The organism is Thermoflexibacter ruber (assembly GCF_900113045.1).
GTDB classification, from domain to species: Bacteria; Bacteroidota; Bacteroidia; order Cytophagales; family Thermoflexibacteraceae; genus Thermoflexibacter; species Thermoflexibacter ruber.
The window spans coordinates 13,950-29,778 of record NZ_FONY01000018.1 but is presented as its reverse complement, the minus strand read 5'-3'; the positions used below and the strand labels follow the sequence as shown (position 1 = coordinate 29,778).

Genomic DNA, 15,829 nt, shown 5'->3' with positions numbered 1-15,829 from the left:
GGCTTGTAATTATGCTAACTTTCTATTTTTCCACTCATATCCCTTAAAATTTGCCATGATACCTATATAAACTGCATAAAATGAATATATTACAAATAAAGGCAAAAAATAAAGGCTATATTTATTCTTATTAAGAAAAGAGTGAACCTGCCTCAAAAATATAAACTCAATGCTAAATTTCAATAGAATATGAATCAAAATTACTACATAATCAGTGATAAGTAAAAAAAAGGAAAAAATATTTAACAGATGGTAAAAAAAGACAAATAAAGCAACCGCTTTTACTGTCATACTATGGTGTACTTTCCACTTACCTGCCCAGCGTTTTCTTTGATGAAAAAAAACTTTCCAAGAAGGCAGGGGAGCGGTTCGCACTATTGCTTCTTTATTTTTTAAGAAAAAAACCTGCTTAGGATACTGTCTAAAAATTTTTTGCATTAAAAATTCATCATCGCCAGAAGCAATATGCCAATTCCCTTCATAGCCTCCTACTTCCTCGAATACTGCTTTTTCAAAGGCTATATTTGCACCATTGCACATCGTTGGTCTGCCCCAATGCAATGTCCCCGCACCTGTCCCTACTAAACTTGCAAACTCCATTACTTGCATTTTCTCAAAAAAACTTTGAGGGAAATCTAAAGCTACAGGAGAGCTGATAAACTTGGCTTGTTTTTGTTGGTAAAAATTGACTATGGTACTTAACCAATTTTGCCCAATGCGCGTATCGCCGTCGGTAGTAAGTATCAATACGCCTTGGGCAACCTGTATGCCCTGATAAAGTGCTTTTTTTTTCCCTATCAATGGAGCTTGCATATCAATTATTCTTAGCCAGCCTGTCGTAGGGTAGGTATCTTGGAAGTTTTTTATTTGTTCTAATGTATTATCCTCTGAGTTATCGTTTACTACAATTACCTCAACATGCGATTTAGGATAAGTTTGCAAAAATAAATCTGTTAAAAGTAAATAAATATTTTTTGCTTCATTTCGGACAGGAATCACAACAGAGGCAGAAATCAAAGGAAAATCTTTGGGAGATACAAAGCAAGGAGTTTGCTGCCAGCCTCTGTAGAGCAGCCACACGCAAATTGCATAGAGTATGGTAAATCCTAAGACAATATAAGCCATAAAAGCCTTTTTATTAAAATAAAAGAGCCTTCCTCAAAAGAAAGGCTCTACTTGAAAATTTCAAACTATAGAGATAAAAACCATTAATTATCTTTTGCCAATGCTTGGACAGCGGAGTAGTTGATTTTGAGTGCATCTGCTTCTCTAAGTTGTTGCTTAATGTCAGATACTATACCCATTTTTGTTTCTACGTCCACCTTCAAAGAAACAGTCAGTTTATCTCTTTCTGCCTCGTCCAATTTATCTTTTTCTTGATAAACAAAGCGAGGAATATCTCTCGGTGCAATTAAGGCATCATTGACCTGAATTCTTGGTTCAGTACCGTACCTATTTGTTTCTTTTGGCTTACCTACATAGATGAAACTTACTAAGGATTTTTTCTCCAATTTCTGCAACTGCGTGGCTCTTGGAACTTTGTTTTCAATCAATAGCGTAGTTTCTCTTAGTACAGTAGTTACCATAAAGAAAAACAATAACATAAATACAATATCTGGTAGCGAAGCCGTAGAAATTGCAGGAGTTGATTTTGATTTTTTTGCAAACTTTGACATAGCTTTTAATTTTTTTTAATTTCCTCCAACATTAGTAGGTTCTGCTTCAGATAACTGATAAGGAATTTTCTGTTTAGCTTCTTCTAACTTAGGGTCTTTACTTTTCTTTTCATCATTTTCCATTTCTAAGTATTCAGCTACCGTAACTCCCATGTACTCAGCACGTAACTCATTATAAGCCTTTTTCAATTCGTCCATAACGCTGATATATACCTCATATTTGGTACCACGGTCATGCTTCAAAGAAATTACGGCTTTGTCTGGACTTTCAGAAGACCTTTCATCTCTACCATTGTTCATGATAAACTTCTTAGCTTCTTCTTTCAATCGCTTGATGTCCATCAACTCCTCCTCGACCAGAAGTTGGTTATTGGAGTTTACCAATACATTAAATACGTTCCTATCTTTTAACTTTACTTCGTCCATGGCATCTGGTGGTCTTTTGGGTGGAAGACGCAAGGTCAGACCCTTATCAGAAGCGATGGTAGTAGTAACTAAGAAAAAGATAAGCAAAAGAAAAGCAATGTCAGCCATAGAACTGGCATTCACTTCGGGTGTACCTCTTTTTCCTCTTGCCATAATTTTACCTTATTTAAAGAATTTAACAACTTCATTTACTGCTACACCTATGATTGCACCAAAGAACAGGAGGTACATCATGATTAATGAACCACCAATTAGTTTTGCTCCACCGGGAGTTACATTATAGACCGCCGCAGCCTTAGGATTAGTAATTTCATCACTTGACAATACATAAGAGATGAAAAACAGTATCAACAAAGCCGCCACGGAAATCCCTACGCCTACCAAACTTTTAGGGTCGCTGAGGGAATAGATAATTGGTAAGATAACAGCCGCCCCTACTGCTATGAAAAACAGTATGTAGGTCGTCCATAAGCCAAGGTTAATGAAATCCATGATATATATATTTTTTATTTGAAATAAATCTAATCAATTAAAAATAAATTACTTACCCTCTTTTTACCTTGTATTTTACCAAAATATCAATCAAGGAAATAGAAGCATCTTCCATTTGGTTTACAATGCTATCAATTTTAGATACGCAGTAGTTGTAGAATACTTGGAGGATAATCGCTACAATCAAACCTGCTACCGTAGTTAAAAGAGCCACTTTGATACCACCCGCAACCAATGAAGGAGAGATATCACCCGCTGCTTCAATCGCATCAAACGCACCAATCATACCCACAACTGTACCCAAGAAACCAAGCATAGGAGCAAGTGCGATAAACAATGAAATCCATACCAAACCTCTCTCCAACTTGCCCATTTCTACTGAGCCATAAGCAACTACCGATTTTTCTACCATATCAACCCCTTCAGAGTAACGCGTTAGTCCTTGTGTAAAAATAGATGCAACCGGTCCCTTGGTTGCGGCAGTAGCCTCACGAGCCGCTTCAATGCCCCCGCTTTCCAGAGATTCTTCTACGCTTTTCAACAACTTACTGGTATTAGTTGTTGCTAAATTTAAGGTAATTACTCTCTCAATTGCAATGGCTAAACCTAAGATTAAGCAAAGCAATACGGGAGTCATCCAAATGGGGTCGCCCTCGATAAACTTTTCTTTTAAAACTTGGTGAAAAGTCTTTTCCTCAGCAGGAGTAGTCTCAGCAGTAGCTTCGGTAACGGTAGTTGCAGGAGTTTCCTCTGTCTTAGTAGAATCATCCTGAGCTAAAGCACTAAAGTTGAGAGAAAAGGTGATAACACCTATCAATACGAGTAGTTTGAAAACTTTTTTCATAGTCAATACATTAAATAGACTTTAAAATTGATTAATAGAGTTTTAAGTTTAAATAGACTGAAAATTAGTTTATTAATTAGATTAGAATTCAACTTTTGCAATACTCCTAAAAAAGTAGATGCTATAAACTGAATGCGGAGAGAGAGGGATTCGAACCCTCGGTACCCTTTTGGGGTACACCCGCTTTCCAGGCGAGCACCTTAAGCCACTCGGCCATCTCTCCTGAGATTTTCATTAGCAAATAAGCACAAATAAATCAATAAAATTAACTTAATCCAAATATTTGCTCAAAATTTATTTGCTGATACAGGAATAATCCTATTTTTTGAAAAATATCTAATAAAATGCTTCCTTACTTAGCAAAATAGGCATATTTTTGACTTCAAGATTAAAACGATTTTTACAATTATCAAAATATTCCTATCAAAATTTCTATTTTAGCCCAATATTTCTGCATGAATTTCCGTTAATATACTCTCTAAAATCAATTTTCCGTCTGTATTTCCTAAGATAGTATCTGCGGCTCGCTCTGGGTGTGGCATCATGCCAAAGACATTTCGCTCCTTATTACATATCCCTGCAATGTTTTCCAAAGAGCCGTTCGGGTTAGCTTCTAAGGAGATATTACCCTGCTCGTCGCAGTATTTGAAAAGGATTTGGTCGTTGGCTTTCATCTCTGCTAATATGTTGGCTGGAGCGTAAAACCTACCCTCTCCATGCCCAATGGGAATCTTATAAGCCTTATCCCTGTCCAAGGTTTGTGTAAGTAGGCTATGATTGGTCATTACTTTCAGAAATACATTTTTGCAAATATATTGATGATTTTCATTTTTGAGCAAGGCTCCCGGAAGTAAGTGAGATTCTGTAAGAATTTGAAAGCCATTGCAAATACCTAATACATAGCCGCCTGCCTGAGCATGGTTAATGACTGCCTCCATGATAGGAGAAAAGCGAGCAATAGCTCCTGAACGCAAGTAATCTCCATAAGAAAATCCTCCCGGTAAAATGATAAAATCACAATTTTGCAAGTCACGGTCTTTGTGCCAAAGTTTGACAGTATCTTGATGTAGAAGATGTTTTAGTGTGTAAAACATATCTTCATCACAATTAGAACCCGGGAAAACTACTACACCAAATTTCATTTTATTCTTAATTTTATTTCTTGAATCAAAACACAAAAATATGGATTAAAACCTATGAGTTTGAAAAATTATTGGCAATTATTTTGTTTTAAAAGTTAAAATTTAGCATTTAGCACCAATAAAATTGATGAAAACTTAACTCTTGTAAAAATGAGAAAACATATCTTTTTCAAAATTATACTGTGCAAAGCCATAATGCTTACTGCTTGTATAAAGTTACAAGAAAAGCAAATTAAATTGGACATTAACTGTCCAAAATGTGCAAAAATATTAGTAGATACTCTTTATACGATGTCTGGTATCCACTATGTAAGCTATAATAAGTCGGATAGTAGCCTAATAGTCAAGTATGATACAACAGGATTTAGTATGCGTAGGATTAATAACTTTTTGGTTGGCAATGGTTATATCAGAATGAGCCATGATTCTATCAAGACCACTCCTGCTTGCTGCAAATAACTCTAACTTATTTCTAAAAGTTTTACATAATCAATTAGGTTTTGGGTATAGTTGGCTTAATATTGGATTTTTTTAATTATCTTCGCTTTTTAATAAAATTTCATCATTACTTAAAATACTTGCCCAATGGACAACTTTAAAAATGCTACTCAGTTTTTTAATGCACTCAATATTTTATTTTATGGTTTTATGTCAGGGGGGCTGATATTTTTCCTTGTCACCTATTTGGCTTTCCAAAGTAATCAGTTAGAAGCCTCCGCAACGGAATTGGTGAGTATTTTTAATTATATCGTTCCCTTTGTGTGTATCATGGAATTTGGCTTGGCTGTTTTTTTATTTGATTTAACGGCAAAAAAAATTCCTTCTATGGATAGTTTAAAGGAAAAATTATCCACTTATTTTAGGGGCAAGCTCATACAGTGGGCTTTGATTGAAAGTGGGGGCTTATTTGCCATAGCAGCCTATTTTCTCACAGGTAATCAGATGTATGCTCTCTGGTACTTGTCTTCGGTGATGGTGCTTGCCTTTTATCGAGCTACACCTTCCAATTTCTACAAGTATGCCCAACTTTCTCAAAAAGAACATAGAGTAATGGAAAATAATTTAGAAATAGAATAAAAATGATATTTTCACTGCCTACTTTTACTATCAAAGTCCTTCACTATTTGCTAAAATCTTGCTTTTTCTCACCTAAGTATGCAAAACTTATTCTACTTTTGCAAAACTAATTCATATAATATTGGTTATTTATTTGATTTTGAGGCAAATAAACAATTGGACTATTCATAAATTATACTATACTATGCGAAGGTTGGCTACTTTTTTTTGGGTGATTTCTCTGCTTATTTTCTTGACAGTGCTGGTTTACAGCAATGTATATCTGCCTAATTTGGTGAGAGTGCAAGGAAGCGGAGCAGAGAGTTGGTTTTTGCAAAAATCACAATATTTTTACAGTGCAGTAGCCGTAGCTACATTTATCAATGGGGCAATCCTTTTATTAGGAGGAGCTTTTCGCTTTATTCCTTCTTTTTTGATGCCTGTGCCTAAACGCCATCTTTGGATGGGGGACAGCTATCTACGCAAAGAACTCTATCTGAACCTCAAAGCATGGACAAAGGGCTTAGGAGTTTGCTTTAATTTGGTGCTAATTATCGGTATGATAGATGTGTATGATGAAAATGAAACAGCTATTTTTATTCCCACAGCTTGGTTGTATATCTTAGTGAGTATCATTTCTCTTGCTTGGTTTGTTACTTACTACTTTTGGTTCAGCCACATACCAAGCACTGAAAACGACTAAAATCCAATATCAAACATCTAAAATCTATATTCACTCAAAAAATAATAAAAGCAGATGAGTTTATTAGTAATCGGTACGGTAGCTTTTGATGCCATAGAAACACCTTTTGGCAAGACGGATAAAATCATTGGGGGAGCGGCTTCTTATATTTCTTTGGCGGCTTCTTACTTTACCCCAAAAATCAACATTGTCGCTGTTGTAGGAGAAGATTTTCCCAAATCATACATAGAGCTTTTAGAAAATCATGGCGTAAATACAGAAGGATTGCAAATCAAACAAGGCGAAAAGTCTTTTTTCTGGGCAGGAAAGTACCACGAAGACCTCAATTCAAGAGATACGCTCATTACAGAACTAAACGTATTGGCAGACTTCGACCCGATTATCCCTAAAAAATACCAAGACTGCAAAATACTGATGTTGGGAAACTTGACCCCTTCTATCCAGCGTACCGTAGTGGAGCGTTTGGAAAGGCGACCTCAGCTAATTGTCATGGACACCATGAACTTTTGGATGAATGTAGCTTGGGACGAGCTTATGATTACGCTCAAGTTAGTCGATGTACTTTCCATCAACGATGCAGAAGCAAGACAGCTCAGTGGGGAATATTCTTTGGTAAAAGCGGCAAAAAAAATCATGGCGATGGGTCCTAAATATTTGATTATCAAAAAAGGAGAGCATGGTGCTTTGTTATTTGGAGAAAACCAAGTATTTTTTGCTCCTGCCTTACCTTTGGAGGAGGTTTTTGACCCTACTGGTGCGGGCGATACCTTTGCGGGTGGATTTGTAGGCTACCTTGCAAAGTCCGAAATCATTAACTTTGGGGCTATGAAAAGGGCTGTGATTTACGGTTCTACCTTAGGCTCTTTTTGCGTGGAAAAGTTTGGTACAGACGGGATCATCAACCTATCTCATCAACAAATAGAAGCAAGAGCAAGACAATTCATGGAATTGGTTACTGTGTAATAACAATCAAATTTTTTTTTTACTCATGAAATTTTATAGCACTAAACAACAAACACCTCCCGTCAGTTTGAGAGAAGCTGTATTGAAAGGGCTTCCTGCTGACAACGGACTTTTTATGCCTGAATATATCCCAGCACTTCCCCATGATTTTTTTAAAAACTTAGAAAATCTTAGTTTTCAGCAAATTGCTTACAGAGTAGCCGCCAACCTTTTGGGGGAGGACGTACCTGCTCAGGATTTGGAAAGAATAGTTTACGAAGCAATTAACTTTCCTGCTCCCTTAGTAAGCCTAAGCGAAAATGTGCATATTTTAGAGCTTTTCCATGGAAATACCTTAGCTTTCAAAGACTTTGGAGCGAGGTTCATGGCACAGCTCATGGGCTATTTTGTCAGAGATGACAAAAATACTTTGGAGATATTGGTAGCAACTTCGGGAGATACGGGCAGTGCAGTAGCACATGGATTCCTGAATGTCCCTGGCATCAACGTAACTGTCTTGTACCCCAAAGGAAAAGTAAGCAATTTCCAAGAAAAACAGTTCACTACTTTGGGGAATAATATTACTGCTTTGGAAATAGACGGCACTTTTGACGACTGCCAAGCTCTTGTTAAACAGGCGTTCTTAGACAAAGAATTAACCGAAAAGCTAAGACTTTCTTCCGCTAACTCTATCAATATTGCGCGCCTTATTCCGCAGGCTTTTTATTACTTTGAGGCATATAAACAAATAAAAAACAAACAGAAACCCACTGTTTTTGTTGTGCCAAGTGGCAACTTTGGCAACCTGACCGCAGGGCTATTAGCAAAACGCATGGGCTTGCCTATCAGCCAATTTGTAGCGGCTACCAATGCGAATGACATTGTTCCCTACTATTTATCATCAGGAACTTATCAGCCTCGCCCTTCTATCCAGACTATTTCTAATGCCATGGACGTGGGTAATCCAAGTAATTTTGCTCGTATGGCAGATTTGTTTGAAGAAGTAGATAAAATGAGAAATGAAATCAAAGGTTATGCTTTTAGCGATGAGCAAACCAAGCAAGCAATGAGCGAAGTCAAAGAAAAATACAATTACATCATAGACCCACATGGAGCAGTAGGCTATTTGGCTTTAAAAAGTTATATGGGAGAATTTGGTGAAAATATTAACGGAATTGTCTTGGAAACAGCGCACCCAGTTAAGTTTGCTGAAGTAGTGAGTCCACAAATAGGCGAAGAAGTAGCCATTCCTGAGCGCATGAGATACCTTTTGGAAAAGGAAAAAATGAGTATCCCCATGAGTGCTAACTTTGAAGATTTTAAAACCTTTTTGATGAAGAAATAGCAACAGAGCTTATTTGCTTATAATCAATTAGTTAATGAACACATAGGCAAATGTAAATGAGATAAGTACGATTAATTTACATTTGCCTATGTGTTTACTTTTATGAAATACAAATAATAAAAAACGCTATCGGTAATTACCAATAGCGTTTAGTCAAATAAATAAGGTTTAATAAGATAAGAAGTTAATTTATTCAATTTTTAGTGAACTGCTACAGGTTTTTCCTTTGTTACAGCTCCGTTTGTATGGGCAGTTACCTCTACTTTGCTTGAAACCTCTGCGTTATGCAATACATAGGCACTCATGCCATGTTCGTGGTGGTCTAAACCCTCTATTTCTTCTTCTGGTGTTACTCTGATGCCCATGGTTTTCTTCAGAACAAAGAAGAACAAGAAAGCTGTACCAAAAGCGGCTGCACCGCAGGCAGCTACGCCCAGTGCTTGAATCATTAATTGGTTCAAACCTGCTTTTGAGCCAAAAATACCTACTGCAAGCGTTCCAAAGATACCACAAACTAAGTGAACAGAAAGTGCTCCTACTGGGTCATCTATTTTCAACTTGTCAAATGCCAATACAGAAAATACTACAATTACCCCTGAAATCAAACCAATCAGTACTGCGTCTAAAACCCCCATTACGTCTGCCCCTGCGGTAATACCTACTAAACCTGCTAAAATACCATTTAGCACCATCCCTAAATCATATTTCTTTGTAGTGAACAAAATAGTAAAAGCGGCAGCTAACCCACCAGCGGCGGCAGCCAAAGAAGTAGTTACCAATACCCTTGATACTGCTCCAGGGTCAGCACTCAACACTGATCCACCATTAAATCCAAACCAGCCTAACCAAAGCATAAACGTTCCCAATACCGCCAAAGGCATACTGTGTCCAGCAATAGGATTTACTTTCTTGCCTTCATATTTGCCTATCCTTGCACCTAACAATAAGATACCTGCCAAGGCACCCCAGCCTCCTACAGAGTGTACCAAAGTAGAGCCTGCAAAATCTAAGAAGCCAAGAGTATTTAACCAACCATAGCCCCATTTCCAGCTACCTATGATAGGATAGGTAATAGCTACAAAAAGCACTGAAAAAATCATAAAGCTATGTAGTTTTATTCTTTCTGCCACTGCCCCAGATACAATAGTGGCACAAGTAGCCGCAAACATTCCTTGGAAAAGGAAATCCGTCCAATAGGTATAACCTGCATTGTAAGCATTGGTTTCACCGCCCTCAGGAAGCGTCAATCCAAATCCTGAAAAGCCAAAGAAATCCATAGAAGTCCCAGAAGCAAAACCGGGATACATGAGGTTAAAACCTACCAAAGCATAAGTCAAAAGACCGATACCAGGAATTAAAGTATTTTTGAATAAGACGTTGGTCGTGTTTTTTGACCGAGTAAGACCAGACTCCAAAGCGGCAAAACCGAGGTGCATGATGAAAACTAAAGCCGTAGCCACCATCATCCACACATTGTTTACTGTAAATACTGCTTGTTCCATAATGAGTTTTTTTAAATTAAGTTTGATTATGAATAGATTATGTTTTCCTTATTGGTTTTTGTTTGGGTTAGAACTTGAAAATAGCTGCCATGCCAATAGTAGTTTGCGAATTTTTAGTAAAGTTGCCATCTTTGTCCTCAAACTGTTGCAAACCTTCGTTCCCTGCCCCTGCTATTTTCTTGAAGCTATCAATTCGCAACTCTGGCTTGAGCATGAGCAATCCATCAGCCAAAGTAAAGTTAGGCGTAATAGTAAAAGAGAATACATCTGTGCCTGTATCAGCTAAGTTATTTCTCAAAAATCTCACTCCACTTGTATTGTCAAAATACTCTGCTCTAATACCTATGCCCGCAAAATCTGTGAACGCCACATTAGAGTACAAAGCTACCCCACCCCAAGACTGAGGTTTGTCATAAAAAGGTGTAGCCCCTTGGTAATCACCTTTTTGAGTACCATACGCCGCATTCATACCTACAAAGAACTTTTCAGTAACTTGGTAGGTAGTAGTCAAGTCAAACAAAGAGAAATACCCTGTGCTGTCTTTGCCCGCAGAAGACTCATTGCTCCCTATCCAGTTCAAGTAAACATTCCACCCCTCAGCAGGAGAAACAAATACCTGTCCGATGATACCTTTTGCTTTGTTGTTATCATAGAGATTGTCCACCCCGTTTACTGCACCGAGCATCAAGCCAAATCTATCGCTTACTGCCAAGTTTGCTTTGATACCTACATGGTAAAAGGGACCGTTATTGAATAGGTTAGAAAGGCTGTAATTGTAGTTCGCATAAGATTCTATGACTTCATAGCCTATGTGTGTGTTGAACTGTCCCATTGTAAAGCTTAATTTTTCAGTAGGCTTGTACGTGAGGTAGGCTTGTTTGATAGCCAAAGCTGTACTTCCTGGTCCCAAAGGTCCTACCAAGTTTCCATAGTTTCCTAAGTCTGCATTGTTACCAAAAGTCAAATCGGCTACTGCTTCTAACTTATCCGTAGAATAAGTCATTTTAGTTTGGACTAAACCCACTTGGAACTGACCTGCTCGTTGGTCAAATGCTCGCTCTACACCTGCATTGCCCGTATTTTTCCTTGAAAGAGGATTGTTGAGATTGGCAAAGTAGAAGGCATCGATGTAGCCTGAAAACGAAAGTTTACTTTTTTTGCTGGCAGTAGAGTCCTCTACCACCTGTGCGTTTGCTGACAAACCGAATAGAGTCACCAAACAAAGAGTCAAAATGCAACAGAAGTTTTTTCTCATGTTCGTTAGATTTTAGATAAGGTTTAATAGTTATGATTTAGATAAAATAGGTTCAAGTAGTCAAAAAAATATCCATTTTATTTTAAAAAGCTATTTTTTCTAACATAGTAGGTTAAAATAAATAGCTATTTTTCAAAAAAACTATTGATTTTCCAAAACTTAATGTAAAGCTAATAACAAATTTTAAATTTTCAAATTTTTAGCTTACTTTTTTAGCTTATTTTTAATAAAAAGTATATTTTTTTGAAAATTTTAGTCTTGAAATCAACTTAAAATTAATAAAAACACAATTATTTGAAGCCAAAAAGGTATTTTTATAACCAAAAGTATAATTTTATTGCATGGAGGGATTTGGGTAAATGAAGCAAATCGGTAGGACTACTTATTGGCAAGGCACATCACTGACGGATAAAACTTAAATGTATTTATCTATAATTGAAGCGATAAAAAAAGAAAAAGAGGGGTAGCTTTACAAGCCATCCCTCTTCCCTTATTTTTAGTGTATTTTATATTAGACTTCTTGCAAAAGTATTTTTTTATCGCCTCACCCCTGCCCTCTCTTTCTGAGAGGGGAAATAGGTACTTTTGTGAGAACTCTATTGTATTCTATTAGTAGTACTTAGCAATATCACTTTCTGTCTTAGTGATTTTCTTAGCCGCTTTGTATAGCCTGTCCAGCGTCTGTGCAGTCCTTCTTCCTACGATTTGCTCTTTGTAAGAGTTGTAATCTGCAATCTCCGCCGCCTCGCTTACCTCTGTTACTTCTAATGCGATAATAGCTTCTTCATCTCTAAAAAGTGGAGTTTTCTCTCCTTTTTTCATACCAAAAGCTCTACCTATTGCAATAGGAGAATAACCTACTCCATTTAATGCTGAGGTTTGCATAGTTATATCTGACATATTGGTTACGCTTACATTAGTGCCGTAAGCATTGGCAATAGAAGTAAGGTCGCTGTTAGCCACTGCTTTCAATTTGTCCATAATGTATTGGGCTTTTAAATCTTTTCGGACTTCTATGGCTAACTCGTCTTTTACGTCTTCCCAAGTCGCCTCTCCTTTATCTACTGCACCTCTCAAAACTGCTACAATGTATTGGTCGTCTAATTCAAAAATAGGTGATACTTGACCTAACTTAGCATCGTTATATGCCCAGCGTACAATTTCTCTTACTTTCGGGCTGTTGATGTTATTGATGAACTTAGCATCTTTGGCAATGTTAAGTGCTTGTAAACTAATAAGTTTTGCTTCTGCTACTTTATCCACGTATTCTTTAATATTCTTTGCCGATGCAAAATTAGACGCATCTCTATATGCTTTTTCTCTGGTAGCATCGCTTGGAGCAATTTCTTTGACAATAGTTGCTAACTTGTATTTGGTTTTATTCTTTAAACCAGTAACTTCTATGATGTGATAACCAAACTCTGTTTCTACGAGATTAGGAATTAAACCTAATTTGTTTGCGTCCATCACTGCTTTTTCAAAAGGAGCAACCATCTGCTTTTCAGTGAACCAGCCCAAATCTCCTCCTTTCTCTCTTGTGCCATCCTCGCCGTATATCCTTGCAAAAGTAGCAAAATCTCCTGTTCCTTTTTGCAACTGATTCAACACGTCTTGTGCTTTCTTCTTTATTTCTGCTTTATCTGCGTCAGATTTTTCTTTTGTAGAGAACAGGATATGGCTTGCTTTAGCAGAGTAAACGGAATCTTGCTCAGTAGCGATAAACTTATGCAAGGCATAAACTCCTTTATCTTTATCCAAGAAAGGACCGTACACTTTGCCCTCCTCCAAAGAAATACTGGCTAAATCTTTAGGCAAGTCAGAGGGCTTCAAAGACCCAATATTTTGATTTACATCAGAGTTGGCATTGGCAAAAGACTCATTGTCAGTCGTTGCTTCAAACTGTGCTACTAAGTCCTCAAGGCTCTTTTTGATAGAAGCAGAGTCCGCAGACGAAGGTTTAAACGAAAAAGGCACGTATTCTATTGCTCTATTTTCTTTATCTTTGTACTTGTCTTTTATCTTATTAAATTGAGCTATCAGCAAGTCATCATTAACTTTGACTACCGAGTCAGGTACTAAATAAAAAGGAATAGCTACGTACTTTACGCTTACCCTGGAATTTTGGTCTTTGTAGTATGTTTCTGCCTCTTTTTTAGTTACATAGGTAGAAAGGTCGAACAGTTTTTGATATTTTTCTTTCAAACGCTCTGGGGTAAGCCCTTGCTCAAAGTTATAAAATTGTGCTTGCTGTTCAGGTCTTGCTTGCCCTATATTTTTCAAAAAGTTGATAATCATGTTTTTATCAACTTCCCCTGTTTGTGGATTGGTAAAACTCTGCGCCCAGCCGGGGTGCAGGTTATTGCCCTGAATCATGTCTTGCAGTTCTTCTTTGGTAACTACCAGACCGATTTTTTCAAATTCTTTTTGTAAGACCAATTTATCCACTAAGTTATTAAAGGCTTCAGGTCTGATGTATTCTAACTCTATCTCATTCAAAGCCCTTCCTACTTGGAGTGAATATTTGTTTTTCAAATCATTAAGTTCATTGTTGTACTCTTGAAAAGATATGGTATTGCCGTCAATAGTACCAACAGTAGGTTGGTTAAGACTTTGCATAATCCAAGAGTTAGAGGAAAATAAATCCCCCCCTACGATAAATAAAATTAAGCCAATAGCGATTGCACCTACGGCTATCCCTGCTCTTTCTCTGATTTTTGAAATAATTGCCATACACTAAAAATTTTTTAGGGTGCAAAGTTATGTAGATATTCTCTTTATGTCAATAAAACTTATGATTTTTTAACGCAAGTAGAAAGAATATTTGAGAAATCTACTTAAAAGCCTCTTTTAATACAATGAATCTCTTATTTTTGCCTTATCATATTTTGATGTAGTTAAAAATTTTTTCAAGAAATCTATTTTTAAATTCAAAATTCGCTAAGCATGAACACTCATATAGACCTAAAAAAAATAAATTTATACTTTGTATTCATATTTGCTGTTTTGAGTATTTTATCTGCTTGCAGCGGTCAGCAAACCAGCAATCAAAGCAATTTTGGTGCATACAAGAAATTCAATGAGCATTTCGCCCCTTTAACTCTACCTTATGAAATGCTCACTGACAATTCAAGCTATTCTACCTTTACTGCCTTATTGGACGAGAATCGCCACATCGATTCTACTTTTAGGCATGTATTTGTTTTAGATAGCTTGACAAAGGAAGAACACCCTGACTCAGTTTCGCATCATACAGCAACTACCTGTTGCAAATTCTACTTTGTCGGTAAAGTATTTGAAACTGCCAATTATTCTGCGGTATTGTATGCTCGCAATAACCTCCCCCCCAATGATGATATTTATATTTTCTTGGCTACTATGGATAAGGAAGGCAAAAAAATAGATGAGATACTGTTCCACAAACCTGTATCTACCCTACCTCCTACTGAGTTGAAGCGTTATTCCATAATTGATACTGATAGCTCTGTGGTAGTAAGTCATTTATTGCTTGACTATCTATTTGGTAAAGAGAAAGACGCTTTGAGTTTAAAGAAACAGATACTTTCTGAAAAACGCTACCAATTTACGAATGAAGGCAAAATCAAGCTAATAGGAGATTCACGTAAAGAAATTCCCTCAGACTCTACGACTACAAAATAAACCTATTTAAATAAATTTTGCTTATGAACTACGAGTGGTATGTGTATCTTCTTTCTATCTTGGCAGGGGCATTGGCAGGTTTTATCAATACGCTTACCGGCAGTGGTTCGTTAGTTACCTTGGCTATGCTCATGTTTGTAGGTTTGCCCGCTAACTATGCCAATGCCACCAATAGACTGGGAGTGCTAACCCAGAGTACTGTAGCCGTAGCTACATTTTACAAAAATGGAAAACTAAATTATCAATCATCTGGTTGGTTTGTTGTTCCTTCAGTGTTAGGGGCGATTATCGGAACTCAACTTGCTGTAAATGTGAGTGAAAAGGTAATAGACACTGCCATAGGAGTTATTATGGTGGTCATGCTTTTTGTGATTTTAATAAAGCCAGAGCGTTGGCTCAAAGTAGAAAACGAGGGAAAGCCCAATAGCAAGATATTTACTGTCATTATATTTTTTATTGTAGGGTTTTATGCGGGTTTTCTGCAAGCAGGAGTAGGAATATTGTTGCACGTAGCCTTTGTATTAGGGGCAAAATACTCTATCAAAGACTCTATCAGTTTAAAAACCTTCTTGGTATTTTTATTTACTATTCCTTCTTTGTTTATTTTTATATGGAGTGGACAAGTGGAGTGGGGGTTAGCAATTCTGTTATCCATAGGGCAAAGCATAGGCGCATGGTCAGCCGCTCATTTTGCGATGAGGCACCCCTCTGCAAGTCTTTGGACGTACAGAATGTTGATTGTAGTGGTTGTTTTATCTATTATTCATATCTTTTTCTGGAAATAGCTAT

The 15,829-nt window shown here is 37.0% G+C and carries 16 protein-coding genes and 1 tRNA gene; 7 read left to right on the top strand and 10 right to left on the bottom strand.

Going from position 1 to position 15,829, the window contains the following annotated elements:
* Positions 1-9 precede the first annotated feature (9 nt).
* The 7 genes from BM141_RS10990 to purQ form a co-directional block, all read right to left on the bottom strand.
* A complete protein-coding gene (locus BM141_RS10990) occupies positions 10-1,125 on the bottom strand; it encodes a glycosyltransferase (protein WP_091545145.1) in 1,116 nt (371 codons plus the stop codon).
* An 83-nt stretch (positions 1,126-1,208) separates the two neighbouring features.
* Positions 1,209-1,676, bottom strand: coding sequence for an ExbD/TolR family protein (locus BM141_RS10985; protein WP_091545142.1), 468 nt, complete (start codon positions 1,674-1,676; stop codon positions 1,209-1,211).
* 15 nt (positions 1,677-1,691) lie between these two features.
* Positions 1,692-2,255: an ExbD/TolR family protein gene (locus tag BM141_RS10980; protein ID WP_091545139.1), complete on the bottom strand. Its 564-nt coding sequence runs from the start codon at positions 2,253-2,255 to the stop codon at positions 1,692-1,694.
* Between the two features lie 9 nt (positions 2,256-2,264).
* Positions 2,265-2,594, bottom strand: coding sequence for a hypothetical protein (locus BM141_RS10975; protein ID WP_091545137.1), 330 nt, complete (start codon positions 2,592-2,594; stop codon positions 2,265-2,267).
* A 52-nt stretch (positions 2,595-2,646) separates the two neighbouring features.
* Positions 2,647-3,438, bottom strand: coding sequence for a MotA/TolQ/ExbB proton channel family protein (locus BM141_RS10970; RefSeq protein ID WP_091545135.1), 792 nt, complete (start codon positions 3,436-3,438; stop codon positions 2,647-2,649).
* A 135-nt stretch (positions 3,439-3,573) separates the two neighbouring features.
* A tRNA-Ser gene (locus BM141_RS10965) sits at positions 3,574-3,661 on the bottom strand.
* 214 nt (positions 3,662-3,875) lie between these two features.
* Positions 3,876-4,580 carry a phosphoribosylformylglycinamidine synthase subunit PurQ gene (gene purQ / locus BM141_RS10960; protein ID WP_091545133.1) on the bottom strand — a complete coding sequence of 235 codons (705 nt, stop codon included), beginning with the start codon at positions 4,578-4,580 and terminating at the stop codon, positions 3,876-3,878.
* A 150-nt stretch (positions 4,581-4,730) separates the two neighbouring features.
* On the opposite strand from purQ, the gene BM141_RS22595 reads away from it, so the two are divergent.
* The 5 genes from BM141_RS22595 to thrC all read left to right on the top strand — a co-directional run bounded on the left by BM141_RS22595 (position 4,731) and on the right by thrC (position 8,626).
* A complete protein-coding gene (locus BM141_RS22595) occupies positions 4,731-5,039 on the top strand; it encodes a hypothetical protein (RefSeq protein WP_143090894.1) in 309 nt (102 codons plus the stop codon).
* Between the two features lie 126 nt (positions 5,040-5,165).
* A complete protein-coding gene (locus BM141_RS10955; RefSeq protein WP_091545131.1) occupies positions 5,166-5,657 on the top strand; it encodes a hypothetical protein in 492 nt (163 codons plus the stop codon).
* A 184-nt stretch (positions 5,658-5,841) separates the two neighbouring features.
* On the top strand, positions 5,842-6,339 hold the full coding sequence (locus tag BM141_RS10950) for a hypothetical protein (protein WP_143090893.1): 498 nt from the start codon (positions 5,842-5,844) through the stop codon (positions 6,337-6,339).
* A 54-nt stretch (positions 6,340-6,393) separates the two neighbouring features.
* Positions 6,394-7,302, top strand: coding sequence for a PfkB family carbohydrate kinase (locus BM141_RS10945; RefSeq protein WP_091545127.1), 909 nt, complete (start codon positions 6,394-6,396; stop codon positions 7,300-7,302).
* Positions 7,303-7,327: 25 nt separating this feature from the next.
* Positions 7,328-8,626, top strand: a complete 1,299-nt coding sequence (gene thrC / locus BM141_RS10940; protein WP_091545125.1) for a threonine synthase — start codon at positions 7,328-7,330, stop codon at positions 8,624-8,626.
* A gap of 200 nt (positions 8,627-8,826) precedes the next feature.
* On the opposite strand, the gene BM141_RS10935 is transcribed toward thrC, so the two are convergent.
* The 3 genes from BM141_RS10935 to BM141_RS10925 form a co-directional block, all read right to left on the bottom strand.
* On the bottom strand, positions 8,827-10,128 hold the full coding sequence (locus tag BM141_RS10935; RefSeq protein WP_091545122.1) for an ammonium transporter: 1,302 nt from the start codon (positions 10,126-10,128) through the stop codon (positions 8,827-8,829).
* Positions 10,129-10,195: 67 nt separating this feature from the next.
* A complete protein-coding gene (locus BM141_RS10930; RefSeq protein WP_091545120.1) occupies positions 10,196-11,383 on the bottom strand; it encodes a porin in 1,188 nt (395 codons plus the stop codon).
* Between the two features lie 609 nt (positions 11,384-11,992).
* Positions 11,993-14,113 (bottom strand): peptidylprolyl isomerase, encoded by a 2,121-nt coding sequence (locus tag BM141_RS10925; protein ID WP_091545117.1) that lies wholly within the window; start codon positions 14,111-14,113, stop codon positions 11,993-11,995.
* A gap of 213 nt (positions 14,114-14,326) precedes the next feature.
* Between BM141_RS10925 and BM141_RS10920 the strand changes: the two genes are divergently transcribed.
* Together BM141_RS10920 and BM141_RS10915 are read left to right on the top strand one after the other, a co-directional pair.
* Positions 14,327-15,040, top strand: a complete 714-nt coding sequence (locus tag BM141_RS10920; RefSeq protein ID WP_091545115.1) for a hypothetical protein — start codon at positions 14,327-14,329, stop codon at positions 15,038-15,040.
* A gap of 23 nt (positions 15,041-15,063) precedes the next feature.
* Positions 15,064-15,825, top strand: coding sequence for a sulfite exporter TauE/SafE family protein (locus BM141_RS10915; protein WP_091545113.1), 762 nt, complete (start codon positions 15,064-15,066; stop codon positions 15,823-15,825).
* The last annotated feature ends 4 nt before the right edge of the window (positions 15,826-15,829 follow it).

What these genes read in the sequence shown, in the direction of transcription:
- BM141_RS10935 (WP_091545122.1), bottom strand. Translation starts at nt 10,128, where the DNA reads ATGGAACAAGCAGTATTTACAGTAAACAATGTGTGGATGATGGTGGCT.
- BM141_RS10925 (WP_091545117.1), bottom strand. Translation starts at nt 14,113, where the DNA reads ATGGCAATTATTTCAAAAATCAGAGAAAGAGCAGGGATAGCCGTAGGT.
- BM141_RS10930 (WP_091545120.1), bottom strand. Translation starts at nt 11,383, where the DNA reads ATGAGAAAAAACTTCTGTTGCATTTTGACTCTTTGTTTGGTGACTCTA.
- BM141_RS10975 (WP_091545137.1), bottom strand. Translation starts at nt 2,594, where the DNA reads ATGGATTTCATTAACCTTGGCTTATGGACGACCTACATACTGTTTTTC.
- BM141_RS10920 (WP_091545115.1), top strand. Translation starts at nt 14,327, where the DNA reads ATGAACACTCATATAGACCTAAAAAAAATAAATTTATACTTTGTATTC.
- BM141_RS10985 (WP_091545142.1), bottom strand. Translation starts at nt 1,676, where the DNA reads ATGTCAAAGTTTGCAAAAAAATCAAAATCAACTCCTGCAATTTCTACG.
- BM141_RS10915 (WP_091545113.1), top strand. Translation starts at nt 15,064, where the DNA reads ATGAACTACGAGTGGTATGTGTATCTTCTTTCTATCTTGGCAGGGGCA.
- BM141_RS10955 (WP_091545131.1), top strand. Translation starts at nt 5,166, where the DNA reads ATGGACAACTTTAAAAATGCTACTCAGTTTTTTAATGCACTCAATATT.
- BM141_RS22595 (WP_143090894.1), top strand. Translation starts at nt 4,731, where the DNA reads ATGAGAAAACATATCTTTTTCAAAATTATACTGTGCAAAGCCATAATG.
- BM141_RS10990 (WP_091545145.1), bottom strand. Translation starts at nt 1,125, where the DNA reads ATGGCTTATATTGTCTTAGGATTTACCATACTCTATGCAATTTGCGTG.
- purQ (WP_091545133.1), bottom strand. Translation starts at nt 4,580, where the DNA reads ATGAAATTTGGTGTAGTAGTTTTCCCGGGTTCTAATTGTGATGAAGAT.
- BM141_RS10950 (WP_143090893.1), top strand. Translation starts at nt 5,842, where the DNA reads ATGCGAAGGTTGGCTACTTTTTTTTGGGTGATTTCTCTGCTTATTTTC.
- thrC (WP_091545125.1), top strand. Translation starts at nt 7,328, where the DNA reads ATGAAATTTTATAGCACTAAACAACAAACACCTCCCGTCAGTTTGAGA.
- BM141_RS10980 (WP_091545139.1), bottom strand. Translation starts at nt 2,255, where the DNA reads ATGGCAAGAGGAAAAAGAGGTACACCCGAAGTGAATGCCAGTTCTATG.
- BM141_RS10970 (WP_091545135.1), bottom strand. Translation starts at nt 3,438, where the DNA reads ATGAAAAAAGTTTTCAAACTACTCGTATTGATAGGTGTTATCACCTTT.
- BM141_RS10945 (WP_091545127.1), top strand. Translation starts at nt 6,394, where the DNA reads ATGAGTTTATTAGTAATCGGTACGGTAGCTTTTGATGCCATAGAAACA.